This is a genomic window from Candidatus Binatia bacterium (assembly GCA_036563615.1).
Taxonomy (GTDB): domain Bacteria; phylum Desulfobacterota; class Binatia; order UBA12015; family UBA12015; genus DATCMB01.
Genome location: DATCMB010000018.1, coordinates 237,769 through 260,920 on the forward strand (window position 1 = coordinate 237,769; position 23,152 = coordinate 260,920).

At 72.2% G+C, this 23,152-nt stretch carries 20 protein-coding genes; 8 read left to right on the forward strand and 12 right to left on the reverse strand.

Going from position 1 to position 23,152, the window contains the following annotated elements:
- The first annotated feature begins 37 nt into the window (after positions 1-37).
- Both VIS07_15150 and VIS07_15155 read left to right on the forward strand, forming a co-directional pair.
- Entirely contained in the window at positions 38-1,291 is a 1,254-nt protein-coding gene (locus VIS07_15150; protein ID HEY8516844.1) for a thioredoxin domain-containing protein, read from the forward strand.
- A gap of 107 nt (positions 1,292-1,398) precedes the next feature.
- Positions 1,399-1,776, forward strand: a complete 378-nt coding sequence (locus VIS07_15155) for a VanZ family protein (GenBank protein ID HEY8516845.1) — start codon at positions 1,399-1,401, stop codon at positions 1,774-1,776.
- Here VIS07_15155 and VIS07_15160 read toward each other — a convergent pair.
- Both VIS07_15160 and VIS07_15165 read right to left on the reverse strand, forming a co-directional pair.
- Positions 1,748-2,209 (reverse strand): hypothetical protein, encoded by a 462-nt coding sequence (locus VIS07_15160; GenBank protein HEY8516846.1) that lies wholly within the window; start codon positions 2,207-2,209, stop codon positions 1,748-1,750. The genes VIS07_15155 and VIS07_15160 overlap by 29 nt on opposite strands.
- Complete coding sequence (locus VIS07_15165; GenBank protein ID HEY8516847.1) at positions 2,209-3,516, reverse strand: hypothetical protein; 1,308 nt, start codon at positions 3,514-3,516, stop codon at positions 2,209-2,211. Before VIS07_15165 ends, VIS07_15160 begins: the two co-directional genes overlap by 1 nt.
- Positions 3,517-3,888: 372 nt before the next feature.
- Here VIS07_15165 and VIS07_15170 point away from each other — a divergent pair, with 372 nt between their 5' ends.
- On the forward strand, positions 3,889-4,680 hold the full coding sequence (locus VIS07_15170; protein HEY8516848.1) for a peptidylprolyl isomerase: 792 nt from the start codon (positions 3,889-3,891) through the stop codon (positions 4,678-4,680).
- A gap of 98 nt (positions 4,681-4,778) precedes the next feature.
- On the opposite strand, the gene selB is transcribed toward VIS07_15170, so the two are convergent.
- Complete coding sequence (gene selB, locus VIS07_15175) at positions 4,779-6,713, reverse strand: selenocysteine-specific translation elongation factor (GenBank protein ID HEY8516849.1); 1,935 nt, start codon at positions 6,711-6,713, stop codon at positions 4,779-4,781.
- Positions 6,710-8,122 (reverse strand): L-seryl-tRNA(Sec) selenium transferase, encoded by a 1,413-nt coding sequence (gene selA / locus VIS07_15180; protein ID HEY8516850.1) that lies wholly within the window; start codon positions 8,120-8,122, stop codon positions 6,710-6,712. The genes selB and selA overlap by 4 nt, the downstream gene beginning before the upstream one ends.
- A gap of 75 nt (positions 8,123-8,197) precedes the next feature.
- Here selA and VIS07_15185 point away from each other — a divergent pair, with 75 nt between their 5' ends.
- Positions 8,198-9,097: a prolipoprotein diacylglyceryl transferase family protein gene (locus VIS07_15185; protein ID HEY8516851.1), complete on the forward strand. Its 900-nt coding sequence runs from the start codon at positions 8,198-8,200 to the stop codon at positions 9,095-9,097.
- Between the two features lie 54 nt (positions 9,098-9,151).
- Here the strand turns inward: VIS07_15185 and VIS07_15190 are convergent, their stop codons facing one another.
- Complete coding sequence (locus VIS07_15190) at positions 9,152-13,537, reverse strand: DEAD/DEAH box helicase (GenBank protein HEY8516852.1); 4,386 nt, start codon at positions 13,535-13,537, stop codon at positions 9,152-9,154.
- A gap of 103 nt (positions 13,538-13,640) precedes the next feature.
- Here VIS07_15190 and VIS07_15195 point away from each other — a divergent pair, with 103 nt between their 5' ends.
- Genes VIS07_15195 through VIS07_15210 form a run of 4 tightly spaced genes read left to right on the forward strand, consistent with a single transcriptional unit; the run spans position 13,641 to position 18,532 of the window.
- The gene (locus VIS07_15195; protein HEY8516853.1) at positions 13,641-15,026 is read left to right on the forward strand and encodes a CCA tRNA nucleotidyltransferase; all 1,386 of its coding nucleotides are present in this window, start codon (positions 13,641-13,643) and stop codon (positions 15,024-15,026) included.
- Positions 15,023-16,561, forward strand: coding sequence for an ABC transporter ATP-binding protein (locus VIS07_15200; GenBank protein ID HEY8516854.1), 1,539 nt, complete (start codon positions 15,023-15,025; stop codon positions 16,559-16,561). The genes VIS07_15195 and VIS07_15200 overlap by 4 nt, the downstream gene beginning before the upstream one ends.
- A gap of 5 nt (positions 16,562-16,566) precedes the next feature.
- On the forward strand, positions 16,567-17,628 hold the full coding sequence (locus VIS07_15205) for an ABC transporter permease (protein ID HEY8516855.1): 1,062 nt from the start codon (positions 16,567-16,569) through the stop codon (positions 17,626-17,628).
- Entirely contained in the window at positions 17,618-18,532 is a 915-nt protein-coding gene (locus tag VIS07_15210) for an ABC transporter permease (GenBank protein ID HEY8516856.1), read from the forward strand. Before VIS07_15205 ends, VIS07_15210 begins: the two co-directional genes overlap by 11 nt.
- A gap of 4 nt (positions 18,533-18,536) precedes the next feature.
- Here the strand turns inward: VIS07_15210 and VIS07_15215 are convergent, their stop codons facing one another.
- From VIS07_15215 to VIS07_15245, 7 genes are all read right to left on the reverse strand, one after another.
- Complete coding sequence (locus tag VIS07_15215; protein HEY8516857.1) at positions 18,537-18,875, reverse strand: hypothetical protein; 339 nt, start codon at positions 18,873-18,875, stop codon at positions 18,537-18,539.
- A 68-nt stretch (positions 18,876-18,943) separates the two neighbouring features.
- On the reverse strand, positions 18,944-19,348 hold the full coding sequence (locus tag VIS07_15220; GenBank protein HEY8516858.1) for a hypothetical protein: 405 nt from the start codon (positions 19,346-19,348) through the stop codon (positions 18,944-18,946).
- Between the two features lie 71 nt (positions 19,349-19,419).
- A complete protein-coding gene (locus tag VIS07_15225) occupies positions 19,420-19,962 on the reverse strand; it encodes an Rrf2 family transcriptional regulator (protein ID HEY8516859.1) in 543 nt (180 codons plus the stop codon).
- Between the two features lie 16 nt (positions 19,963-19,978).
- Positions 19,979-20,299, reverse strand: coding sequence for a 2Fe-2S iron-sulfur cluster-binding protein (locus VIS07_15230; protein ID HEY8516860.1), 321 nt, complete (start codon positions 20,297-20,299; stop codon positions 19,979-19,981).
- Positions 20,296-22,119, reverse strand: coding sequence for a Fe-S protein assembly chaperone HscA (gene hscA, locus VIS07_15235; protein HEY8516861.1), 1,824 nt, complete (start codon positions 22,117-22,119; stop codon positions 20,296-20,298). Before hscA ends, VIS07_15230 begins: the two co-directional genes overlap by 4 nt.
- Positions 22,120-22,797: a DnaJ domain-containing protein gene (locus tag VIS07_15240; GenBank protein HEY8516862.1), complete on the reverse strand. Its 678-nt coding sequence runs from the start codon at positions 22,795-22,797 to the stop codon at positions 22,120-22,122.
- A 2-nt stretch (positions 22,798-22,799) separates the two neighbouring features.
- Positions 22,800-23,132 (reverse strand): iron-sulfur cluster assembly accessory protein, encoded by a 333-nt coding sequence (locus VIS07_15245; GenBank protein HEY8516863.1) that lies wholly within the window; start codon positions 23,130-23,132, stop codon positions 22,800-22,802.
- Positions 23,133-23,152: the final 20 nt, after the last annotated feature.

A 23,152-nucleotide genomic window follows, 5' to 3' on the forward strand; every position in this document is an offset into this window, starting at 1 on the left:
AATTGCAGGGGGGGCGTGGCTAGGATCGTCGTTCGACATGGGTACGGCGCGTCGCTCCACGGCAGCCACTTCGGCGGCGCCCGAACTCGGATTCCTTCCCACCCTCGCCCTCATCCTTTCGGTTCTGGGCACCGCGCTGTGCGCGGTGGTGCTTTATATCCATCATCGGATCTCCGCTGGCCAGGGTGGCTACACGAGTTTTTGCGACCTGTCGGCCAGCCTGTCGTGCGACGCCGTCCTGACGAGCTCGTACGCGACGGTGCTCGGAATCCCGGTCGCCGGGTGGGCGCTCGCGAGCTACCTCGTGACCGGCGCGATCGCGCTGTCGATCGCCAAGGGACGCGGCGAGGCGCGCGCGCGCTCCGCCGCGACGCTCGCGGCCGTGACCGCCGCGATGCTCGTGATCTCGATCTACTTCTTCGTGGTCTCGACCGTCGCCATCGGGGTCGCGTGTCCGCTCTGTCTCTCGCTGGACGCCGTGAACGTCGCGCTCTTCGGGGTCGCCTTCGCGATGATGCGCATGCTGCGCGCGCCGGCGCCGCCGGGCTGGACGCCGGCGCGGTTCTGGCTGCCGGCGGGCGGCGTGATGGTGGCCGCCGTCGTCGCGCTGATCCTGCTGCAGGCGCCGCGTGACACGGCGACCGCCGCGGTGACGGTCGAGGAGATCCGCGAGCGCGATCCGCGCTTCTATGCCTGGTACATCTCGCAGCCGGTCGTCGACCTCGGCATCGAGCCCGACGAGGCCGCGGATCCCGACGCGGTGACCCTGGTCGAGTTCTCGGACTTCGAGTGCCCGGCGTGCGCGCGCGCCTTCGCCGACCTCGCACCCGTGCTTGCGCGCGCCGAGGGCAAGGTCGCGGTCGTGCACCGCAACTTCCCGCTGAGCTCGCGTTGCAACCCACAGGTGAAGACCGAAGGCCACGTGCACGCCTGCGAGGCCGCGGCCGCCTACGAGTGCGCCGCGTCGCAGGGGAAGGCCAAGGAGTACGCGCGGATGCTGTTCGAGAACCAGAGCGCGCTCGACCGGCCGAGCCTGGTCGGCTACGCGGCGCGCCTCGGTCTCGATCAGAGCGAGTTCGAGCGCTGCCTCGCGTCGCCGGCGGCGGCGGCCAAGGTCGCGGCCGACGTCGCGATCGGCGCCAAGGTCGGCGTCGAGTCGACGCCGACGTTCTTCATCAACGGTCGCCGCGTGCCGGGCAGCCTGCGTCCCGAGCACTTCCAGTACGCGTTCGCGATCGAGCGGGCGCAGAAGACCGCATCCGCCGCGGCGCGGAGCGGCAACGAGCCCTGACGCGCGGCGCGACCCGGCCTGAAGCGACCGCAGCGACGCGACCAGCGGCGAGCGACGTCGCGTCGCGCTGGCTGCCGGTCGTCGCGTGGGCGTCGCTGATTTGGCTCTTGTCGAGCGACTACTTCAGCGGCGAGCAGACGGGCGGCTTCCTGCTGCCGCTCCTCGAGCTTCTGCTGCCCGGAGCATCACCGGCGACGCTGGAGGCGGTGCACGCGCTCGTGCGCAAGCTCGCGCACGTCACCGAGTACGCGATCCTCGCGATCCTGCTGGTGCGCGCGCTCGACCACCCGGAGCGCGCCGCCCTGACCACGGCGGCCGCGGCCGTCGCCCTCGGGACGGCGTACGCGGCGGTCGACGAGCTGCACCAGACCTGGGTGCCGAGCCGGGTCGGCTCGCCGTACGACGTCGCGCTCGACGCGTGCGGTACGCTCCTCGGCGCCGCGCTCGCGACCGCGCTCAGCGCTGGTCGACGATCGCGAGCTTGATCGCGCGAAGCTGCTCGAGCTGCTCGGCGACGCCCGTCAGCGTCGCGATCAGCCGGTCGACTTCCCCCTTGGCCCAGTCGAGCTCGCGCTGGCTCAGGCGATCGAGGGCCTGTCGCAGCTGGATGTAGCGCTCGATGACGCCGTTCACTCCTCCGAGCCCGCTCTCGACCATCCTGTTTTCCACTTCGCCGGAGAAGCGGAGCAAGGCTTCCGCCTGACGCAACACATCGTCCATCTGGTGACTCCTCGAGGTCGGATCGACTGGCATCAGCGGCTCACCTGATGGCGCTCGATCGCCGCCGTGTCCTTCCGTGGGGGAAACCGTGCCTGACAGAACGTACCACATCCCCGAACGGCGGATGGTGTCGCAAGCGTCATCCTCGCGCAACAGAAAATCTCGTTGCGTCGGGAGCGCGCGACGGCGTCCGATCATCAAGTGGGAGGGAGCGTGTGCGGCGTGAGGCTGTTGGGACGGATGTCGAGGCGCGCGAGCTCGGCGTGCAGGCTGCGTAGCCTGCGTCCGGCGCGCAGCGCGACGCGACGCAGGTCGCCGCGCTCCTCGCGCAGCAGCGCGATGTAGTACTCGCGCAGGAGCTGGTCGCGGCTCAGGTTGGTCGGAACCGTGCGCTCGGCGGCACGCGGCGCGGGCTCGGCGGGCGTCCGCGCGGGCTCGGTGCGCACGCGCTCGCTCGCTTGCGACGCGCCGTACGTGTCGACGGAGCGCAGCCCGCTGCGCTCGTCGTCGCGATCGAAGTGCGCCGCGACGCGCTCGCGTAGCTCCGCGTAGTTGCCGGGGAAGCTCTGGCGCGCGAGCTCGCGGCACCACGGCTGCGCCAGCATCTCGGAGGCGAGCGCCTTGCGCTCTCGCCACATGACGAACGACAGCGCTTCGGCGAAGTAGTCGTAGCCTTCCTTGTCGGGGTCGACGAGCTCACTGCGCCACGTTTCGGCGAGCTCGCGCGCCTCGGTGCGCAGCTCGGGCAGGCGCTCCGCGGGGACGCGCAAGAGGTCGTAGAGCACGTCCCCGATGAACATCTCCGCGTCGCGCGGCCGCGAGCGCAGCGGCGGCAGGCGGACCTCCGTCTGGCTGACTCGCACGAGCAGGTCGCGACGCACGCCGTGCTTGTTCGTCAGCTCGCGCGGCTCGGCCGAGGTCGCGACGATGAACAGCAGATCGCGCCGCCGCGCTTCGCCGTTGAGGAACGAAAGCAGCTCTTCTTGTGCGGATTCGCGGATCTGCTCGAGCTGGCCGATGAACACCGTGCCGCGCTCGGGCATGAGCTGACGCGTCGGCGAGCTGCCGGCGTGGCCGAGCTCCGCGCTCGCGAGCCGCACGAGCGCACCGGGTCGCCCCGCGAGGACGTGCAGCAGGATCGCGAGCTGCTCCTTGCCGACTCCCTCTTCGCCCGCGATCAGCATCGAGCGCGACACGCGCACCTGGTGCAGCGCGCCCGGCAGCGCGGCGAGCACGCTCGGCGGCGCCGGCGGGAAGTCCGGCACGACCATGCGGACCACCTGGTGCAGGTCTTGCAACAGCAGCCAGCGCATCTGCGAGCCGAGGTGCGTCGTCTGCTCGCTCGACAGGCCGTCGATCTCGAAGCGGCTCTCTGACAGGCGCAGCTCCGCGTGCCAGAGGTCGAAGAACCCGCGTGCGTGGCGCCGCTCGAACAGCTGCTTCAGGTACGTACGCCGCTTGCTGACGCAGTACTTGAGGAACCGTTGTTCGCTCGGAAAGCGCATCGCGTACGAGGGCCGGCGCGATGAGGACCGCGGCGGAGAACCCGGCCGCGGGCAGGTTTAGCGGAGAGGGTTGCGCGGCGTCAATTCCTCACGCCGCGCGCATGCGATTCCAACGTTGGAAGCCGCATCGTTTCTTGTCATTCTTGCGGGATGATCGCGAGACTCTCTCTGTGCTTGGGACTGATTGCGGGCTTCGTGCTCGGCGGCTGCGAGCGCGGAGCACCGCGCGACGAGACTCCGGTTGCCGCAGCCTCGACCAGCGCCCCGGACACTGCGAAGCAGACGTCCGCGACATCGGGCTCCGCAGCAGCGAAGTCGAACACGGCGAAGAGCGAGAGCGGTGAGGTCGTCGCGCGCTACGGCGGCAAGGTCATGACCGCCGAGGAGCTGACCGCCGAGCTACAACGCCTGCCGCACCGGTCGCGCACGATGATGGACGCCGAGGCGCGCAAGCGCTTCGTCGAGAACTACGTCCTGAACGAGCTGCTCTTCGACGAGGGCGTCCAGCAGGGCTTCGCCGACGACCCCGACATCGAGCGCCAGGTGAACGATCTGCGCCGCCGTCTCGTGATCCAGCGCGTCGTGCGCAAGCTGCAGGACGCGCCGCCGATCACCGACGAGCAGGTGCAGGCGTACTACGATGCGCACCCCGAGCGTTACTCGACGACGACGATCAAGGCTCGACACATCCTCGTCAAGGACGAAGCCAAGGCGAAGGAGCTGCTCGAAGAGGTCAAGAAGGATCCGAGCAAGTTCCCCGAGATCGCGAAGGCGAACTCCGTCGACACGGCGTCGGCGCGCAAGGGTGGTGACCTCGGCTTCTTCGGTCACGGACGCATGGTGCCCGAGTTCGAGGCCGCCGCGTTCGCGCTCCAGACGCCTGGCGAGATCAGCGAGGTCGTCAAGACGCCGTACGGCTACCACATCATCCAGCTCGAGGAGCGTCGCGAAGGCGAGCAGAAGCCGTTCGATCAGGTCAAGGAGCAAATTCGCGCGACGCTGCGCAACGAGGCGGTGCAGGGGCGCACCAAGGAGTACTACGAGGAGCTCAAGCAGAAGGCGAACTTGACGATCGACGAGGCGGCGGTCGAGCGTATCGCCAAGTCGATTCCCGAGCCGAGCCCGGGCGCGACGTCCCCGGCGATGGCGCACGGCGCGCACTGAGCGGCGGGCGACGCGGGGTGCTGACGTGCGCACGCTGCAGGTGTTCGCGCGTGCGACGTCGGTGCCGGCGCGCGCGTGATCGCGCTCGACGCGCGCGGCTACGCTGGCCGCCGCAGCTTGCGCGCGTCGCCGACGCGAATCGTGAGCGCGATGCTGTCGAAGTACTCGAGTAGCGCGAGCGCGTACTTGCGGCTCGCGCCGAGCAGCGTCCTGTATTCGGCGACGGTGATCTCCGGACGGCTCGCGAGGAACTCGCGCAGCTTGACGCGCGCCTGCTCGAGCGCCGCGCTCGCGTACCACAGGTCCGGCCCGACGCGGACCACGCGGCCCTGACGCTCGAGGACGCGCAGCACCTCGAGCAGCCGCGAGTAGGTCAGGTCGAGATCCTTCTGGATTTGCTTGACGTCCGGCGGGGTGAAGCCGCCGCTCTCGAGCGCGCGCGCGACGCGCGTCGCGACGTCGGCGTCGTCCTGCGCGAGCTCGACCTTGTGCGTCGGCAGCCGGACGAGCGCCTGCTCGCGGACCAGCACACCCTCCGCCTCGAGCCGCTCGAGCACGGGCCGGAAGAGCCGCGGCGGCACCGGCACGCGCAGCCGCGAGCGCAACGCCTCGGCCTCCATGCCGGACTCCAGCGGGTGCACGCGGTGGTAGTGGCGCAGCACCTCCGCGACCAGCGCCGCGAGCTGACGCCACTTGTCGCGCGTCGTGTAGGCCTGCGGATCGTTCGCCTCGGGTAGCGGCACGATCTCCGGAAGGCCCGCGGCCGCGCGACGCACGTCGGCGTCGGTGCGGTTCATCGCCTGCGCGACGTAGCCGACCGGTGCCGCGAACTCGTGGAGCAGTTCGAGGAACGCGTGGATGCGCGGCTGCAGCGCGGGCTCGCGGAGGCGCGCGAGCCGGGCGAGCAGCGCGTCGTCGACCGTGCGGTGGCGCGTCGCGAACGGGTGCAGCACCTCGCCGCCGCCGGTCGTGCGCGTCGCGTTCTCGCTGCGCAGGATGAAGCGGTCGCCGTTCGCGACCATGAGCTCCTCGTCGACGACGATCTGGCAATGGCCGTGCGACTTCGGTGCGAGCTCTTGCGCGCCGAGCACGATGACGCGGCCCATCGTCTCCGCCGTGCCGACGTAGACGCGGACGCGATCGAACGAGCGCAGCGGACGCTTCGCTCCGGGACGCACCTCGAGCCAGCAGTCGAAGCGATCGGTCGGAAACTCGACGCGCGGGTCTGAGAGTACGAGCCCGCGGCGCGCAGCGTTGCGATCGAGCCCGCCGAGGTTCACCGCGACGCGCTGTCCCGCGCCCGCTTGCGTCACCGTTTCGCCGTGCACCTGGATCGTGCGTGCGCGGGTCGTGACGTCGCCCGGACGCAGCGCGAGCGGGTCGCCCTCGCGCACCACGCCCGAGACGGCCGTTCCGGTCACGACGAGACCGTGGCCGTGGATCACGAACGCGCGATCGATCGGCATCCGGAACCAGCCGGACGGATCGCGCGGCGGCAGCGTCGCGATCTGCTCGACGATCGCCGCGCGGAGCTCGTCGAGTCCCGCGCCGGTGACGCTCGACACCGCGCACACCGGCGCCGACTCGTACGCCGTCCCGGCGGCCAGCACCTCGATCTCCGAGCGCACCTCGGCCACGCGACGCTCGTCGACCAGGTCGATCTTGGTGATGACGAAGATCGCGCGCCGCGCGCCGAGCAGGTGCACGATGTCGAAGTGCTCCTCGGTCTGCGGCATGACGCCGTCGTCCGCGGCGACGACGAGCAGCACGAGGTCGATGCCGTGCGCGCCGGCGAGCATGTTGCGGAGGAAGCGGTCGTGCCCCGGCACGTCGACGACGCCGTAGCGCCGGCCGTCGATCTCGTAGAAGGCGAAGCCGAGCTCGATCGAGATGCCGCGCTCCTTCTCCTCCTTCAGGCGATCGGTGTCCTGACCGGTGAGCGCGCGGATCAGCGCCGTCTTGCCGTGGTCGATGTGTCCCGCGGTGCCGAGGATCGCGGCGCCGTGCGCCGTCTTCGTCGCGAGCGTCGTCATGCCGACACCTGCTCGTGGTGCGGAACGAGGTCCGCCGGATCGCGCACCGCACGCACGTCGAGCAGCACCTGCCCACGCGTGATGCGGCCGACGATCGCGGGCTTCGCGTCGCGGAACCAGCGCGCGACACGCTCCTCGCTCCACGATTCGTGAGTGACCGCGACCGCGTAGCTCGGCAGCGCGAGCGTCGGCTGCGCGCCGCTGCCGACCTCGGCCTGCGACGCGACCACCTCGCACGAGAAGCCCGCGGGGAGGGCCGCGCGCAGACGCGCGCACGCCTCGTGCGCGAGCCGCTGCAGCGTCGCAGGATCGCGGCGCAGCAGGGCGAGCACCGGCAGCTCGGACGAGAGATCCGGCGCCGCGCGGTAGAGCGCGAGCGTTGCGGCGAGACCGGCGAGCGTCAGCTTGTCGACGCGCAGCGCGCGCTTGAGCGGGTTGCGCTGCAGCTTCTCGATCAACGACGCGCGTCCGACGAGGATCCCGGCCTGCGGTCCGCCGAGCAGCTTGTCGCCGCTGAAGCTGACCAGATCCGCGCCGGCCGCGAGCGACTCGCGCGGCGTCGGCTCGTGCGGCAGCCCGAAGGCTTCGAGGTCGAGCAGCGCGCCGCTGCCGAGGTCCTCGATCAGGGCGACGCCGCGCTCGTGCGCGAGCGCGGCGAGGTCGCGCAGCTTCGGCTGCTCGGTGAAGCCGGTGATGCGGTAGTTGCTCGGGTGCGCGCGTAGCACGAGCGCCGTGCGCCGGTTGATCGCCGCGGCGTAGTCCTCGAGCCGCGTCCGGTTCGTGGTGCCGACCTCGCGCAGGATCGCGCCGCTCTTGCGCAGCACGTCCGGCAGGCGGAACGAGCCGCCGATCTCGATCAGCTCGCCGCGCGACACGACCACCTCGCGCCGCGCGGCGAGGGTGTCGAGCGCGAGCAGGAGGGCCGCGGCGTTGTTGTTCACCACCAGCGCCGCCTCGGCTCCGGTCAGCGCGCACAGCGCGTCCTGCACGTGCCGGTCGCGCTCGCCGCGCTCGCCGCTCGCGAGGTCGAACTCGAGCGCAACCGGATCGGCCGCCGCGGCGGCAATTGCGTCCACGACGCGCGGTCCGAGCGGCGCGCGCCCGAGGTTCGTGTGCAGGACGACTCCGGTCGCGTTGATCACCCGCGGCAGGCGTCCCGCGGCGGCCGCGTCGAGCCACGCTTCCGCACGGCGCAGGATCGCGTCGGGCGACGCCTCGTCGGTCGCGCGCGCGGCGGCGTCGGAACGTTTCGCACCAAAGCGCTCCCCGTCGCGCGCCGCGCGCCGGGCGTCGTCGAGCACGCGCCGCACCGCTTCGACCAGCAGCGGACGCGCAAAGCGCTCGCGCAGCGCCAGCGCTTGCGGGTGCGCGAGCAATGCGTCGACGCTCGGCAGGGAGCGAGGGTGCATGGCCAGCGGGGGTAGCAAAGCGCGCGCTGCTTCGCCTTGGTTGGCGCGGTGCAACCGTTCGCCGCACGGCATAGAATGCAGCCCTCGGAGGGCACCATCGCGACCGCACGCCGAAGCCGCCAGGACACGAACCGCGCGCCCGAGCCCGCCGTGACGTCGGACGCCCGCGGCCGGCTCGTCACGACGCTCTGGCTCACGCTGTTCGCCGTGCTGTTCGCCGCCCTGCTGGTGCGCAACTACGTGCTCGGCGCGTACGAGCTCGGGATGCTGCGCGTCGGGCCGCTCCGCATCGCGTCGTTCGGACCGCTGGTCTCGCTCGGCGTGCTGTTCGGCATCCACCTCATGCGACGCTGGTCGCTCGCGACGGGGCTGCCGTGGGACGACGTCTTCGGCGCCGTCGGCTGGATGCTGGTGGTCGGCTTCGTCGGCTCGCACGTGCTCGACGTCGCGCTCTACCGTCCGGAGGACTTCTTCGACCCGGGAGTTCTCCTCGACTTCCGCAGCGACTACTCGTCGTTCGGCGGCGTGCTGTGCGGCGGCCTCGCGGCCTGGCTCGCGTTCCGCCGCGCCGGCATCCCGGTGCTGCGCGGCATGGAGTGCACGCTCTACGGCTTCACGGGCGGCTGGCTGTTCGGACGTCTCGCCTGCTTCTCGGTGCACGACCATCCCGGCGTCGCGACCTCGTCGCCGCTCGGCGTCGAGATCGACGGCGTGATGCGCCACGACCTCGGTCTCTACGAGCTGATCTACACCATCGTGATCTTCGCGATCCTGCAGTGGACGACGCAGCGTCGCCGCTACGACGGCTGGGTGATCGCGCTGGTCGCGACGACGTACGCGCCGGTGCGCTTCGCGCTCGACTTCCTGCGCGTGCGCGACGCGACCTACGGCGGGCTCACGCCCGCGCAGTGGGTGTGCATCCCGGTGCTCGCGATCGGGCTCTACTACTGCGCCCGCGGCCGACAGGCGGCGTGAGCGCGCAGCGTCGAGCGCCGTCAAGCACGCAGGAAGCGGTCGCTGAACATCCGCTCAAGCGCCCTGCGCGTGGCTCTGCAGCCGGCTGCGCACCGCGCCGAGCTCGCCCACCTCGACCGGCACGCCGCGCTGAAACGCGATCACCTGACCGCTCGTCGCGGGAATGCGCGCCCCCGGCGTCAGGATGCCGACGAGGTTGAGCGGGTCGCCGGAGCCGATCAGGACCGGCTCGCCGTCGTCGGCGAGGCGTCGCGTCGCGCGCAGCGCCTCGACCGCCTCGGGCAGCGCGAACTGCTCGCCGACGAGCCCGGAGACGAAGCGTCCGCCGCGCACCTCGCCGCGCGCCTCCATGCGTCGCAGCGCGACGAGCAGGTAGCGCCAGGGCGGGGCGAGCGCCTCGCGCGCGGTCAGCTCGCGCAGCAGGACGCCGTAGCGTCGCAGGAGCACGCGGGCCATCGCTTCGCTGGTCTCCTCGACCTTGCGCTCCCACTGCGCGTCGCGCGACGCACGCGCCGAGCGCGCGTCGGCGGTCGCGGAGGTGTCGGCGAGGATCGCGTCGCGCGGACGCAGCAGCGCCCAGCGTCCGACCGGCAGCGAGCGCGCCGACGCGCGACCGCCGCGCAGCGCGCGCAGCCGCCGCTCGGGTCGCCGCTTCTCGTCCGGCGTGAGCAGCGTCCGCAGCCCGGCGAAGCCGTCGCCGGTGACGAGACCGCGCGCGACGAGCTCCCAGAGAGCCTCTTCGGCGGCCGAGGGCAAGAGGCCGGTCGCGCGCGCGACGTCGCCGAGGAACGACGCGCCCTGCCGCGTGAGGACGTCGAGCACGTCGCGCGCGGCGCGCGTCAAGCGCTGGGTCGCGCCCCCGCCGTTGGCGTGCAGCGCTTCGCCAGCACGCAGCGCCGCCGCGTCGAGCAGCAGCGGCAGCGCGTCGCGCAGCGCGACCGCGAGCGGCGCGTTGCGCGTCGGGGCGGTGCGCCGCCGGCGCAGCGGCGTCGTCGCCGGCTCGACCGCGGGGGGCGAGAAGCGACCCCACGCCGCCACACCCGAGAAGCACAGATCGTCGAGCAGGCTCGGCGTGTAGCTCGCGACGCGGGCGGGAAACACGCTGCGCTCCCACGCCGGCGCCGGCAGCTCGAGGCCGTGCAGCTGCGCGATGATGGTCGCGAGGCCGTCGCGGCCGTGCAGCTGCGTGCCGGGCGCGACGTGCTGCCAGCGCAGCAGGAAGCGCATGAAGTCGGCGACCGAGACCGGCTCGATCTCGCGCCGCAGCCGACCGATCGTCAAGCGATGAATGCGCGCCAGCAGGCGACGATCGCACCACTCCTCCTCGGGAGTGCTCGGCGTGAAGCGGCCGCGCAGCGCGACGCCGTCGTTCTCGCAGCGGATGAGCGCCGCCTCGACCGTCGTCGGGCGCAGCCCGAGACGCTGCGCGAGCTCCGCCGTCGAGATCGGCCCGACGCACGCGAGCCAGCCGCGCACCACCGCGTCGAGCGCGGCCTCCTCGTGCTCGGGGACGGGCGAGCCGGGCGGCGCCTCGAGCGGCGTGTCGAAGCGCAGCGACGGCAGCGCCGCGCGCGCGAGCAGGCTGCGCTCGGCGGGAACCACCGACGCGTGCTCGCTGCCGTCGGGCGCGGTCCAGCGCGCGACGGCGGCGCGGCGCGTGGCGACGAGCTCGTCGAGCCACTCCTGCCACGGGCCGATGTCTTTGAGCGGCAGCCAGACGAAGCCGAGGAGCGCGTCGTGCAGCTCGTCGGCGTCGCGCACGTCCGGCCAGGCCTGCTCGCGCACCTCGTCGATCGCGGCCTGGTCGAGCGCGCCGATGCCCTGCGCGAGGCTCGCGTCGGTGCGGCGCAGGTTGACGGCGCGTGCACGCCGCTCCTCGAGCGGCGCGTCGTCGAGGAAGGCGTACGGGTACGCGTTCAGCAGCTCGTGCGCCATCGGCGACGGCGCTGCCGTCTCGACGGCGACGGTGCGGATCTCGCCGCTGTCGATCTTGCGCAGCACCTCGCGCAGGCCGTCGATGTCCATCGCCTCGTGCAGGCAGTTGGCGAGCGTCTCGTTGACCAGCGGGTGGTCGACCGGCTCGATCGGGCCCGTGCGGTTGTCGCCGCAGCCGAGCTGCGCGGGGAAGACCGCGGCCAGCAGATCCTCGGCGCGCATGCGCTGGATGTTCATCGGCACGCGCTTGCCGCCTTGGTGGCGCAGCAGCGCGAGCGCGCGGCTCGCATTCCAGCGCCAGCGCGTGCCGAACATCGGCGCGGCGAGCACCGCCTGGACGAGGTTCTTCTCGAGGGTGTCGAGCCGCACCATCCCGAACACGCTGTCGAGGGGGAAGCTGTGCTGCTCGCCGAGCGAGAGCACGATGCCGTCGTCGGTCGCGGCCGCCTGCAGCTCGAAGTCGAAGCCGAGGCAGAACGACTTGCGCAGCGCGAGGCCGAAGGCGCGGTTGATCGCGCCGCCGAACGGTGCGTGCACGACGAGCTGCATGCCGCCGCTCTCGTCGAAGAAGCGCTCGGCGACGATGCGCTCGCAGGTCGGTACCGTGCCGAGCATCGCGACGGTGCTCTCGACGTAGTTGACGAGCTGGGTCGCGCCGCCGAGGTCCATGCCGCACTCGTCCATCAGGAACGCGATCGCGGCGTCGCGATCGTGCAGACGATCGGCGATTGCTTGACGCAGCTCGGAGACCGCCTGCGACAGCTCCCGCGTGCGCGCCGGCGCCTCGCCGAGCCAGAACGGAATCGTCGGCGGCGCCTGTCCGGCATCCTCGACGCGCACCCTTCCGAGCTCGACGCGACGGATGCGCCACGAGTGGTTGCCGAGCAGGAAGATGTCGCCGCGCATGCTCTCGACGGCGAAGTCCTCGTTGACCTTGCCGACCTTGGCCTCCGTCGGCTCCTCGATGACGTCGTAGTCGGCGGTCTCGGGGATGGCGCCGCCGCTGGTGATCGCCGCGAGCCGCGCGCCGCGTCGCGCGCGCACGCGACCGTTGACGCGGTCGAGGTGCAGCCACGCGGTGCGCCGACCGCGCCGCGTCGCGACACCTTCGGCGAGCATCTCCAGGACGTCGTCGAAGTCGCGCCGCGAGAGCTCCCGGTAGGGGTAGGCGCTGCGCACGAGCTCCCACAGCGCTTCGGTGCCGATCTCGCCCGACGCCGCCGTCGCGACCATCTGCTGCGCCAGGATGTCGAGCGGCGCGCGCGGCAGCACGACGCGATCGAGCTCGCCCTGACGGATCGCGCGCACCGCGGCCGCGGTCTGCACGAGCTCGTCGCGCGTCAGCGGGAAGAAGACGCCCTTCGGCACGCTGCCGAGCCAGTGCCCCGAGCGACCCACGCGCTGCAGCAGCGTCGCGAGCGCGCGCGGCGCGCCGAGGTGGCAGACGAGGTCGACGTGCCCGACGTCGATGCCGAGTTCGAGCGACGCGGTCGCGACCACGACCGGCACCTGACCGGTCTTGAGCTTCTGCTCGGCCTCGAGGCGGATGCGGCGCGACAGGCTGCCGTGGTGCGCGACGACGCGCTCGGCGCCGAGCCGCTCGCCGAGCGCGTGCGCGACGCGCTCGACCAGGCGACGCGTGTTGACGAACACGATGGTCGTGCGGTGCGCGTTCACCAGCTCGACGACGCGATCGTAGACCGCGGCGCGCAGCTCGTGGCTCGCGATCGGGCCGAGCTCGAGGTCGGTGGTCTCGATCGAGAGCTCCATCGCGCGCGCGTGGCCGGTGTCGATGATCGCGCAATCCGGCGTGCCGTCCTCGGCGATGCGGTCGTTGCCGACCAGCAGGCGCGCGACCTCCTCGATCGGCTTCTGCGTCGCGGAGAGACCGACGCGCTGCAGGCGGCGACCGACGAGCGCGTCGAGCCGCGCGAGCGTCAATGCCAGATGCGCGCCACGCTTGTCACCCGCGACGGCGTGGATCTCGTCGACGATCACCGTGCGCGCCGAGCGCAGCATCTCGCGGCTCTTCTCGGCGGTGAGCAGGATGTAGAGCGACTCGGGCGTCGTGATCAGCACGTGCGGCGGGTGCTTGAGCATCGCCTGACGATGCGAGGCGGGCGTGTCGCCCGTGCGCACCGCGACGCGGATGTCTTGCAGGTCGACGCCGGCCTCGCGCGCGCGCTCGCGGATCGCCGCGAGCGGCACCGCGAGGTTCTTCTCGATGTCGTTGCCGAGCGCCTTCAGCGGCGAGACGTAGATCACCGCGGTCGCGTCGGCGAGACGACCCTCGCGCGCTTCACACACCAGCTCGTCGATCGCCCAGAGGAAGGCCGCGAGCGTCTTGCCCGAGCCCGTGGGCGCGGCGATCAGGACGTCGCGCCCTGCGGCGATCTCGCGCCAGCCGGCTTGCTGCGGCGGCGTCGGGCCGGAGAAGGTGTCGGCGAACCAGCCGGCGACGAGCGGGTCGAAGCGAACGCCGAGATCCGTGCTGCTTGACTCCACCCGGTGAGCTTAGCCGTCGCGTCGCGCTCGGGCGAGCGCGAGAGAACGCCGCGACGGGAACGTGAAAATTGCGTCCCTGATTGGCGCGTGCGACGATCCGCGGGTGCAGCGAGCGACGGCGAAGAAGGCCGTTCCGCCAAGCGATCCCGAGGCGCGGCGCCTGTTCGACGTCGCGGCGCGCGTCGTGCGCAAGCTGCGCGACGCGGGCCACGAGGCGGTGCTCGCGGGCGGCTGCGTGCGCGACCTGCTGCTCGGGCGCGAGCCGGCCGACTACGACGTCGCGACCTCGGCGACCGCGGAGCAGGTGCAGCGTCTGTTCCGCCGCACGGTGCCGGTCGGGGTGCAGTTCGGCGTCGTGCTGGTGATCGAGAGCGGCCAGCACCTCCAGGTCGCGACCTTCCGCCGCGACGGCGCCTACCTCGACCACCGCCATCCCGCCACCGTGCACTTCGCCGACGAGCGCGCCGACGCCGAGCGCCGCGACTTCACGGTGAACGGCATGTTCCTCGACCCGGAGACGCTCGAGGTGCGCGACCACGTCGGCGGGCTCGCGGATCTCGAGGCCGGCGTGATCCGCGCGATCGGCGATCCGTACGCGCGCTTCGACGAGGACCGCCTGCGCCTGCTGCGCGCGATCCGCTTCGCGGCCCGCTTCGACTGGCGCATCGAGGACGCGACCTGGCAGGCGATCTGCAAGCTCGCGCCGACCATCGTCGGCATCGCGTGGGAGCGGATCGGCGAGGAGATCGTCAAGATCCTCACCGAGGGACGCGCGCGGCGCGGCTTCGAGCTGATGTCCGCGTCGGGGTTGCTCGGCGTGTTGATCCCCGAGGTCGAGGCGATGCGCGGCGTCGCGCAGTCGGCGGATCATCACCCCGAAGGAGACGTCTTCACGCACACCATGCTGTGCCTCGAGAAGCTCGGGCCGCAGCACGGCGAGGCGCTCGCGCTCGCGGTGCTGCTGCACGACGTCGCGAAGCCGCTCTGCGCCGAGCGTCGCGACGACGGCCGCATCACGTTCTACGGGCACTGCGAGAAGGGCGCCGAGATGACGCTCGACATCGTGCAGCGTCTGCGTCGCAGCCGCGACACCGCCGAGCGCGCCGCGATCCTGGTCGAGCAGCACCTGCACCACGTGCAGGCGCCCGCGATGCGTGTCGCGAAGCTCAAGCGCTTCCTCGCGCAGGAGCACATCGACGACCTGCTCGAGCTCGTGCGCATCGATGCGCTGTCGGCCTCGGGCAACCTCGAAGCGTACGAGTTCTGCCGCGCCAAGCAGGCGGAGCTCGCGCGCGAAGCACGTCTTCCCGATCCGCTGCTGCGCGGCCGCGACCTGATCGAGCTCGGCCACCGTCCCGGGCCGCGCTTCCGCGAGATCCTCGAGCGGGCCTTCGACGCCCAGCTCGAGGGCGAGATCACGTCGCGGGAAGCGGCGCGTGCGTGGGTCCTGGGCCACTACCCGCCGGCCGAGCCGGACAGCGCGACGTGAGCGCGGCGTACCTCCTCGAGATCGAGGGCGTGCGCAAGCGCTTCGGAGCCGTGCAGGCCCTCGACGGCGTCGATCTGCGCTGCGGCCCGGGAACGATCCTCGCGCTGCTCGGCGAGAACGGCGCCGGCAAGTCGACGCTGATGCACGTCGTCGCCGGGCTGCACGCGCCGGACGCGGGGACGATCCGCTTCGCCGGCCGCGAGGTCGTGTGGCGCTCGCCGGAGCAGGCGCGCGCCGCCGGCATCTCGATGGTGCACCAGCACTTCATGCTCGTGCCGACGATGACCATCGCCGAGAACGTCGCGCTCGCCCGCGGCGACGTCGGACCGTTTCGCGCGGCGCGGCTCGCCGACGAGGTGCGGGAGCTCGCGCGCTCGCGCCGTCTCGACATCGGCAACCCGCTGCGCGTCGTCGAGGAGCTCTCGGTCGGCGAGCAGCAGCGGGTCGAGATCCTGAAGGCGCTGGTCGCGCCGACGCGACTCCTGATCCTCGACGAGCCGACCGCGGTGCTGACGCCCGACGAGGTGCAGGAGCTGTTCGCGCTGCTGCGCGAGCTCGCCGCCGCCGGCACGGCGATCATCATCGTCACCCACAAGCTGCGCGAGGCGCTGTCGCTCGCCGATCACGTGACGGTGCTGCGGCGCGGGCGCGTGTCGGGCAGCGGTCCGGCGTCGCGCTTCGACGAGGACGCGCTCGCCGCACTGATGGTCGAGGAGCCCGAGGCGCTGCGCCGCGCGGGCGGCGAGCACGTGCCGCCGCCCGCACGCGACGCCGAGGTCGTGCTGCGCGTCCAGGGGCTCTCCGCGCGCGACCGGCGCGGTGTCCCCGTGCTCGACGACGTCTCGCTCGAGGTGCGCGCGGGCGGCATCGCGGTCGTCGCGGGGGTCGAAGGGAACGGGCAGACGGAGCTGGTCGCGGCGCTCGCAGGGCTCGCGTCCGAGGAGCTCGCGGACGTGCGCGGCGAGGTCTCGGTGTGCGGCCGGAAGGTGCGGAGCGCGGCGAGTGCGCGCGCCGCGGGCCTCGCGGTGGTTCCTCCCGACCGCGCGCGCGACGGTCTCGTCGCGAGCCTCGAGCTCTGGGAGAACCTGCTGCTCGCGCAGGACGAGCTGCGTGCGGCCGCGCCGCGCGGCGTGCTGCCGCGACGCTCGATCATCGCGGCTGCCGCGCAGCGCCTCGCCACGTTCGGCGTGCGCCCCGGCGATCCGACGCTGCCGGCCGGCGCGCTCTCGGGTGGCAACCAGCAGCGCATGATCCTCGCGCGCGAGCTCGGTCGACAGAACCTGCGCGCGGTCGTCGCGGCGAACCCGACGCGTGGGCTCGATCTCGCCGCGACCGTCGTCGTGCACCGTCGGCTGCGCGAGCTCGCGGCGCGCGGCGTTGCGGTGCTCGTGCTTTCGTGCGACCTCGACGAGGTCGAGGCGCTCGCCGGCGACGTGTACGTGCTCTACCGCGGTCGTCTCGCCGGTCCGCTCGCGCCGCCGCTGCGGCGCCTGGACGTGGGCCGGCTCATGGCCGGCGTCGGAGTCGCGGCCTGAGCAGGGTGTCGTCGTTCGTCGCGCGCGTCGGCGTGTCGGCGCTGGTCGCGCTCGGAGTCGCGGTCGGGTGCGCGGCGGCGCTCGCGCACCTCGGCGGCGCCGATCCGTGGCTCGCCGTGCGCGCGCTGTTCACGGGCAGCGTCGGTTCGACGGCGAACCTGACCGCGACGCTGCTGCAGGCGACGCCGCTGCTCCTCACGGGCGCCGCGGTGATGCTCGCCTTCAAGAGCGGCGTGCTGAACATCGGCGCGGAGGGACAGTTCCTGGTTGGCGCGCTCGCGGCGACGGTCGTGGGCACGGCGCCCGGACCCGAAGCCGGACGCTGGATCCTCGTGCTGCTCGCCGGTGCGCTCGCGGGCGCGGCGTGGGCGGTGGTCGCTGCGGGGCTGCGCATCGCGCGCGGCGTGAACGAGGTGATCACGACGATCCTCCTGAACTTCATCGGGCTGTACCTCGTCTCGTGGGCGGTCGACGGTCCGCTGCAGGAAGCGGCTAGGCAGTACCCGCAGTCGGATCCGCTCGTCGCGGGCGCGATGCTCTGGCGTCCGATCGTCGGCTCGCGGCTGCACCTCGGCGTCGCGCTCGCGCTCGTCGCGACCATCGCTGCCGGCTGGCTCTTGTCACGCACCGCGCTCGGTCTGCGTCTGCGCGCGGCCGGGTTGAACGCGCCCGCGGCGCGGCTCGCCGGCTTCCCCGTGCGGCGCGACCTCGCGATCGCGTTCGCGCTCTCCGGCGCGCTCGCCGGGCTCGCGGGCGCGATCGAGGTCGCGGGCGTCACCGGACGGCTCTACGAGCGCATCTCGCCGGGCTACGGCTACACGGCGATCGCGATCGCGCTGCTCGGCGGTCTGCGCACGGGGGGCGTCGTTGCGACGGCGCTCTTCTTCGCGGCGCTCTCGGCGGGCGCGACCGCGATGGAGCGCACGGCGGGCGTCGAGTCGGTGCTGGTGCTGGCCGTGCAGGGCGCGACGCTGCTCGTCATCGCGATGCTGAAGCTCGACACGCTCCGTCTCGTCCTCTCGCGCGCCGGCGAGGCGCCGTCCGAGGAGGCCGCGGATGCTGCTTGAGGCGTTCCTCGCGGCGGGGCTCGCGCTCGGCACGCCGATCCTGCTCGCGGCGCTCGGCGAGCTGCTCGTCGAGCGCACGGGCGTGCTCAACATCGGCGTCGAGGGGATGATGCTCGGCGGCGCGTTCGCCGCGGCGCTGTGCGCGGCGACGACCGGCAGCGTCCTGTGGGGCTGCGTCGCCGCCGCGGTGGTCGGCATGCTGCTCGGGCTGCTGTTCGCGCTCGCGGCGATCCGGCTCGCGGCGGACCAGATCGTCGTCGGCGCGGCGATCAACCTGCTCGCGCTCGGTGCGACCGGCGCGCTCTACCGCGCGCTGCTCGGCGCGACGGGCGCGGCGCTCGTGCTGCCGACGCTGCCCGCGGTCGGCGTCCCGTTGCTCGATCAGATCCCCGTGCTCGGACCCGTGCTCGCCCAGCAGCACGCGCTCGTGCTGCTCGGGCTCGTCGCGACGCCGGCGCTCGCGTGGTTGCTCGCGCACACCGGGCTCGGTCTCCGGCTGCGCTCGCTCGGCGACCATCCGCTCGCGGCGGCGAGCCTCGGGCTGCGTGTACGCGCGTACCGGACGGCGGCGCTCGCGGTCGGCGGCGCGCTCGCCGGGCTCGGCGGTGCGGCGCTGACGCTCGCCGCGACCAACACCTTCGTCGAGGGGATCACCGCGGGGCGCGGCTTCATCGCGCTCGCGGTGGTCGTGTTCGGTCGCTGGTCGGCGTGGGGCGCGCTCGCCGGAGCGACGCTGTTCGGGCTCGCGAGCGCGCTGCAGTTCCAGTTCCAGGCGGCGGCGCTGGAGATCCCGTACCAGGCGTTCCTGATGCTGCCCTACGTGCTCACGCTGCTCGTGCTGCTGCTCTCGCCGGGCGCGGCGCGCGCGCCGCGGGCGCTCGGCGCACGCTACGAGCGCGAGTGACGCGTCACTCCGCGGGCTGGTCGCGCGACTCGGCGGGCTCGCCGGGGGACGCGTCGGCGCGCCTGCTCCAGAACGTCCCCTTCGCGAGGTACCAGACGAAGGCGCCGGCGGCGGCGTACATCAGGACGCCCTCGAAGAGCCCGAGCCCGCCGCCGAAGACCAGCACGCTGACGACGAGGATCGTCGAGATCACCGCGACCACCTGCTCGATGCGCGTCTCGCGATCACGCTGCTCGGCGACGAACCGAGCGACGTCCGCGCCGCAGCTCGGGCAGCGTCCGCCGGGTTTGCGGACGAGCTTGGCGCCGCACCCCGGGCACGGCGGATAGTGGTGGACCGGCATCGACGGCGTCCTGCGGACGCCGTCGATTGTAGCGCGTTTCGCCGCGGCCGGCAGCGGCGAGCGCGGCGTCAGCCTGCGGCTGCGACCTGGGTCCGTTCCACGCGTCGCCGCGGGTCGCCGAGGTGACGCGCCTCGATGCGGACCGGATTGTTGCGATGCTGCTCGAGCCAGCGCAGGAGCCCGCTGCGCAGGCAGTCGGGATCGATGTCGAGGACCTCGCACACGGTGGTGAAGGAGAACAGCGCGTGGTCGTCCGACTCGATCCAGTCGCGCTCGACGTCGAACAGCTCGCGTCCGAGCGGATCGGTCGCGAACGCGTACTTCTGGAAGTTCTCGATGCCGTCCTGCAGCACGGCCGCCATGAGCCGACGCTCGCCGTCCTGCCAGGACCGTCGACGAAGCAGCCCGAAGAACTGCTCCGGGGTCATGACGTCGGGCTCGAGGAGATCGGAGCCGTGCTCCTCACGGGGCAAGGGAGAGTATTCCATGCCCGCATTGGACGGGGGGTCCACGGGGCTATTCGACGCCTGATGGCGTCAGTGCGTCATTCGCGGCTGCCCGCGGGGAGGGTGGCGCCGCTGCGCACCTGCGGGCTCGGCTCGCTGGTCGTGCTCGCGTCGCTCGTCGTGGTCGCGACGCCCGTCGTCGAGGCTTCGCCTGCCGCTGCAGCGTGATGCACAGGGCCTGCGAGGTCGTAGAGCTTGGTCGCCGCGAACAGCTCGATCAGGCGACGCTGTCCCTCGGCCCAGACGTGGTGCATGCCGCAGGTCGGGCTCACCGAGCACAGGTTGCGGTCGCCGACGCACACGTTGAGCGTGATCGGGCCTTCGACCGCCTCCATGACGTCGCGGAACGAGATCTCGCTCGGGTCGCGCGCGAGCGCGTAGCCGCCGTGCGCGCCGCGTCGGGAGACGACCAGGCCCGCGTGGATCAGGTCCTGGATGATCTTCTCGAGGAACTTGCGCGGGATCGCTTCCTGCAGCGAGATCTCGGCGACCGAGAGGGAGCGTCCCGGGGTCTGACGGGCGAGGTGGATCGCTGCGCGCAGCGCGTAATCGACGCGCCGGCTCACCTGCATCAGCGCCATGGGTACGACTCCTTCCTCACTCCGGGATCTCCACCGTGACGTCGCCGGAGACGACGGCCTGGCAGCCGAGGCGCGAGTAGGGCGTCAGCCCGGGGGCCTGGTCGAGCTTGTCCTCCTCGCACTCCTCCATCTCGGAGAGATTTTCCGCACCTGCGCGAACGATGACGTGGCACGTCGTGCACGCGCAGTTGCCACCGCAATTGTGCTCCAGCGGAATGCCGTGTTCGAGCGCGATGTCGAGGATCGAGCCCGGCTTGCCGTGATCGCCGTAGGGGTAGTCGCGCTCGTCGACCTCGACGGTCACGTTCATCGGCAGGAACGTCACCTTGTGGCTCATCGCGCGATCTCCGCGACGCTCTTGCTCTCGAGCGCGCTCTTGATCGACGCGTCCATGATGCGCTGCGCGAACGGCGTGCCCGCCTGGTTGAGCGCCTCGATCAGGTCGCGGATGCGGTTGTAGTCGGTGCCCTGCACGGCTTCGCGCAGCTCGTTCGCCGCGCGCTCGATCGCCTCGCGCTCCTCGTCGGTCAGGAGCTGGGCGTGCAGGTGCTTGGCCTTGTCGGTCGCGTGCAGGATCGATTCCGCCTCGACGCGCGCTTCGACGAGCTGACGCTGCGCAAAGTCCTCCTCCGCGAGGTCGAACGACTCCTCGAGCATGCGCTCGATCTCTTCCTCGGTGAGGCCGTAGCTCGGCTTCACCTCGATCGAGTGCTCGCGGTTGGTGCGCACGTCGCGCGCCGACACGGAGAGGATGCCGTTCGCGTCGATCAGGAAGGTGACCTCGATCCGCGGCAGCCCCGCGGCCGCGGGCTCGATCGGGATGCGGAAGCGCGCGAGGCTGCGGCAGTCCTTCGCGAGCTCGCGCTCGCCCTGCAGGACGTGCACCTCGACGTGCGTCTGGTTGTCGACCGCGGTGGTGAACTGCTCGCGCGCCGCCGCGGGGATCGTCGTGTTGCGGTCGATGAGCCGCGTGAAGACGCCGCCCATGGTCTCGATGCCGAGCGACAGCGGCACGACGTCGAGCAGCAGCATGTCGGTCGAGCTGCCCGAGAGGATTCCCGCCTGCACGGCGGCCCCGAGCGCGACCACCTCGTCGGGATCGATCCCGGCGAGCGCGGTCTTGCCGAAGAACTGCTCGACGCGGCGTCGCACGAGCGGGATGCGCGTCGCGCCGCCGACCAGGATGACGTGGTCGATGTCGCTGGTCTCCTTGCCGGCGTCCTTCAGTGCTTGACGGCAGCGGGCCAGCGTGCGCTCGACGAGGTCCTCGGTCGCGGTCTCGAACGCCGGGCGCTCGATCGTCGCGACCCGCGTGCCGCCGCTCAGCGCGAGCTCGATGCGCACGGTGTCGCTCTCGGTCAGCATGCGCTTCGCGCGCTCGGCCGCGTCGCGCAGGATCGCGAGGTCGTCGCCGCTCGTCTGCGCCGGATCGAGGCCGACGTTCTCCTGCAGCATCGCGATGAGGCGCGCGTCGAAGTCGTCGCCGCCGAGGCGCGTGTCGCCGCCGGTCGCCAGCACCTCGGAAAGCCCGGCGCGCAGCTGCAGGATCGAGACGTCGAAGGTGCCGCCGCCGAGGTCGAAGACCGCGACCAGCGCTTCCTCCGTCTTGTCGAGGCCGTAGGCGAGCGCTGCGGCGGTGGGCTCGTTGACGAGACGCAGCACGTCGAGCCCGGCAAGGCGACCCGCGTCGCGCGTCGCCTGACGCTGGCTGTCGTTGAAGTACGCCGGCACGGTGATCACGGCGCGCGTGACCTCCTCGCCGAGCGCGGCCTCCGCGCGACGGCGGAGCTCGCGCAGGATCAGCGCGGAGATCTCGGGCGGCGTGAGCTGCTGCGTGCCGCCGGCGCCGTCTTCGAGCACGATGCGCAGCGCGCCCTCGCCCTCGGCGAAGCGCACGCGCTCGCGGTCGTTCGCGTCGACGTGCTCGAGCCCGACGCCCATGAAGCGCTTCACCGACAGGATCGAGCTGCGCGGGTGCAGCGCGGCGCGGCGTCGCGCGGCCTCGCCGACCAGGAACGTGCCGTCGGGAAGCAGCGACACGGCCGACGGCAGCAGGCGCGCGCCGCTGCGGTCCGCGATGATCTCCGGCTTGTCGCCGCGCATCACCGCGACCAGGCTGTTCGTCGTTCCGAGGTCGATGCCGACGATGCGGGCCACCTAAACCTCCGCTCCGGCGCCCTCGGCGAGGGCGGCCTGCACGTCGCGGTCGAGCGTGCGCAAGTAGGACAGCTCCGAGAGCAGCGCCTTCAGCTCGCGGACGGCGGCGGCGCCGCGCTCGTCGCGCGTCGTCGGCTCGCCGTCGTCGCCGACCGGCCAGCCGCGCAGCAGCTCGGCGAGCGCCGCGCGCTCACGGTTGCGACGCTCGGTGAGGTCGCGGTGCGTTTCGGACAGCTCGCGACGCAGGCTCGCCGCACCGCCGTTCGCGCTCGTGCGCAGCTCGGACATCTTCTCCTGCACGTCGAACACGTACGCCGCGAGACGCGGCGGTACGCGGTTGTTGTCGCGTCCGAGGTCGTCGCCGCAGCGCGTGAGCCAGTAGCGTCCGCGCGCCTCGACGTCGCGCAGCGTGCGGTATGCGGCGTTCAGCAGCGCGGTCGCCTGCAGGCTCGCGCGCTGCTCGTCGGCCGAGCGCGTCTGGAAGCGGTCGGGGTGCAGCTTGCGGCTCAGCGCGTAGTAGCGCTCCTCGAGCTGCTGCTCGTCGACCGCCGGGTGCGAGGGAAAGCCCAGCACCGTGAAGTAGTCGGTGTCCTGCGGCAGCAGCTGCAGCGCCTCGCAGCTGCGGCAGAAGAAGGTCGGAGTCTGGACTTCGCCGCAGCTCCGGCAGCGGATCTGCATCGTCAAACTCCGAACGACGCCCCGCAGCCGCAGGTTCGCTTGACGTTGGGATTCCGCAGGTTGAAGCCAGCGTGCATCAGGTCGTCGGCGTAGTCGAGCTCGGTGCCGTTCAAGTACAGGTAGCTCTTGCGATCGACGATGATCCGGGCACCGTCGCGCTCGAACACGCGGTCGCCGTCGCGCTTCTGGTCGAGGTCCATCTTGTAGGAGAGACCCGAGCAGCCGCCGCCGACGACCTTGACGCGCAGTCCACGCTCTGCACGCTGGTCCTCTGGAACCAGCGAGAGGATCTTCTGAACCGCGGCGTCTGTCATCGTGATGCCCGTTGCTGCCATCGTGCGTGCGTTCCTCGTCG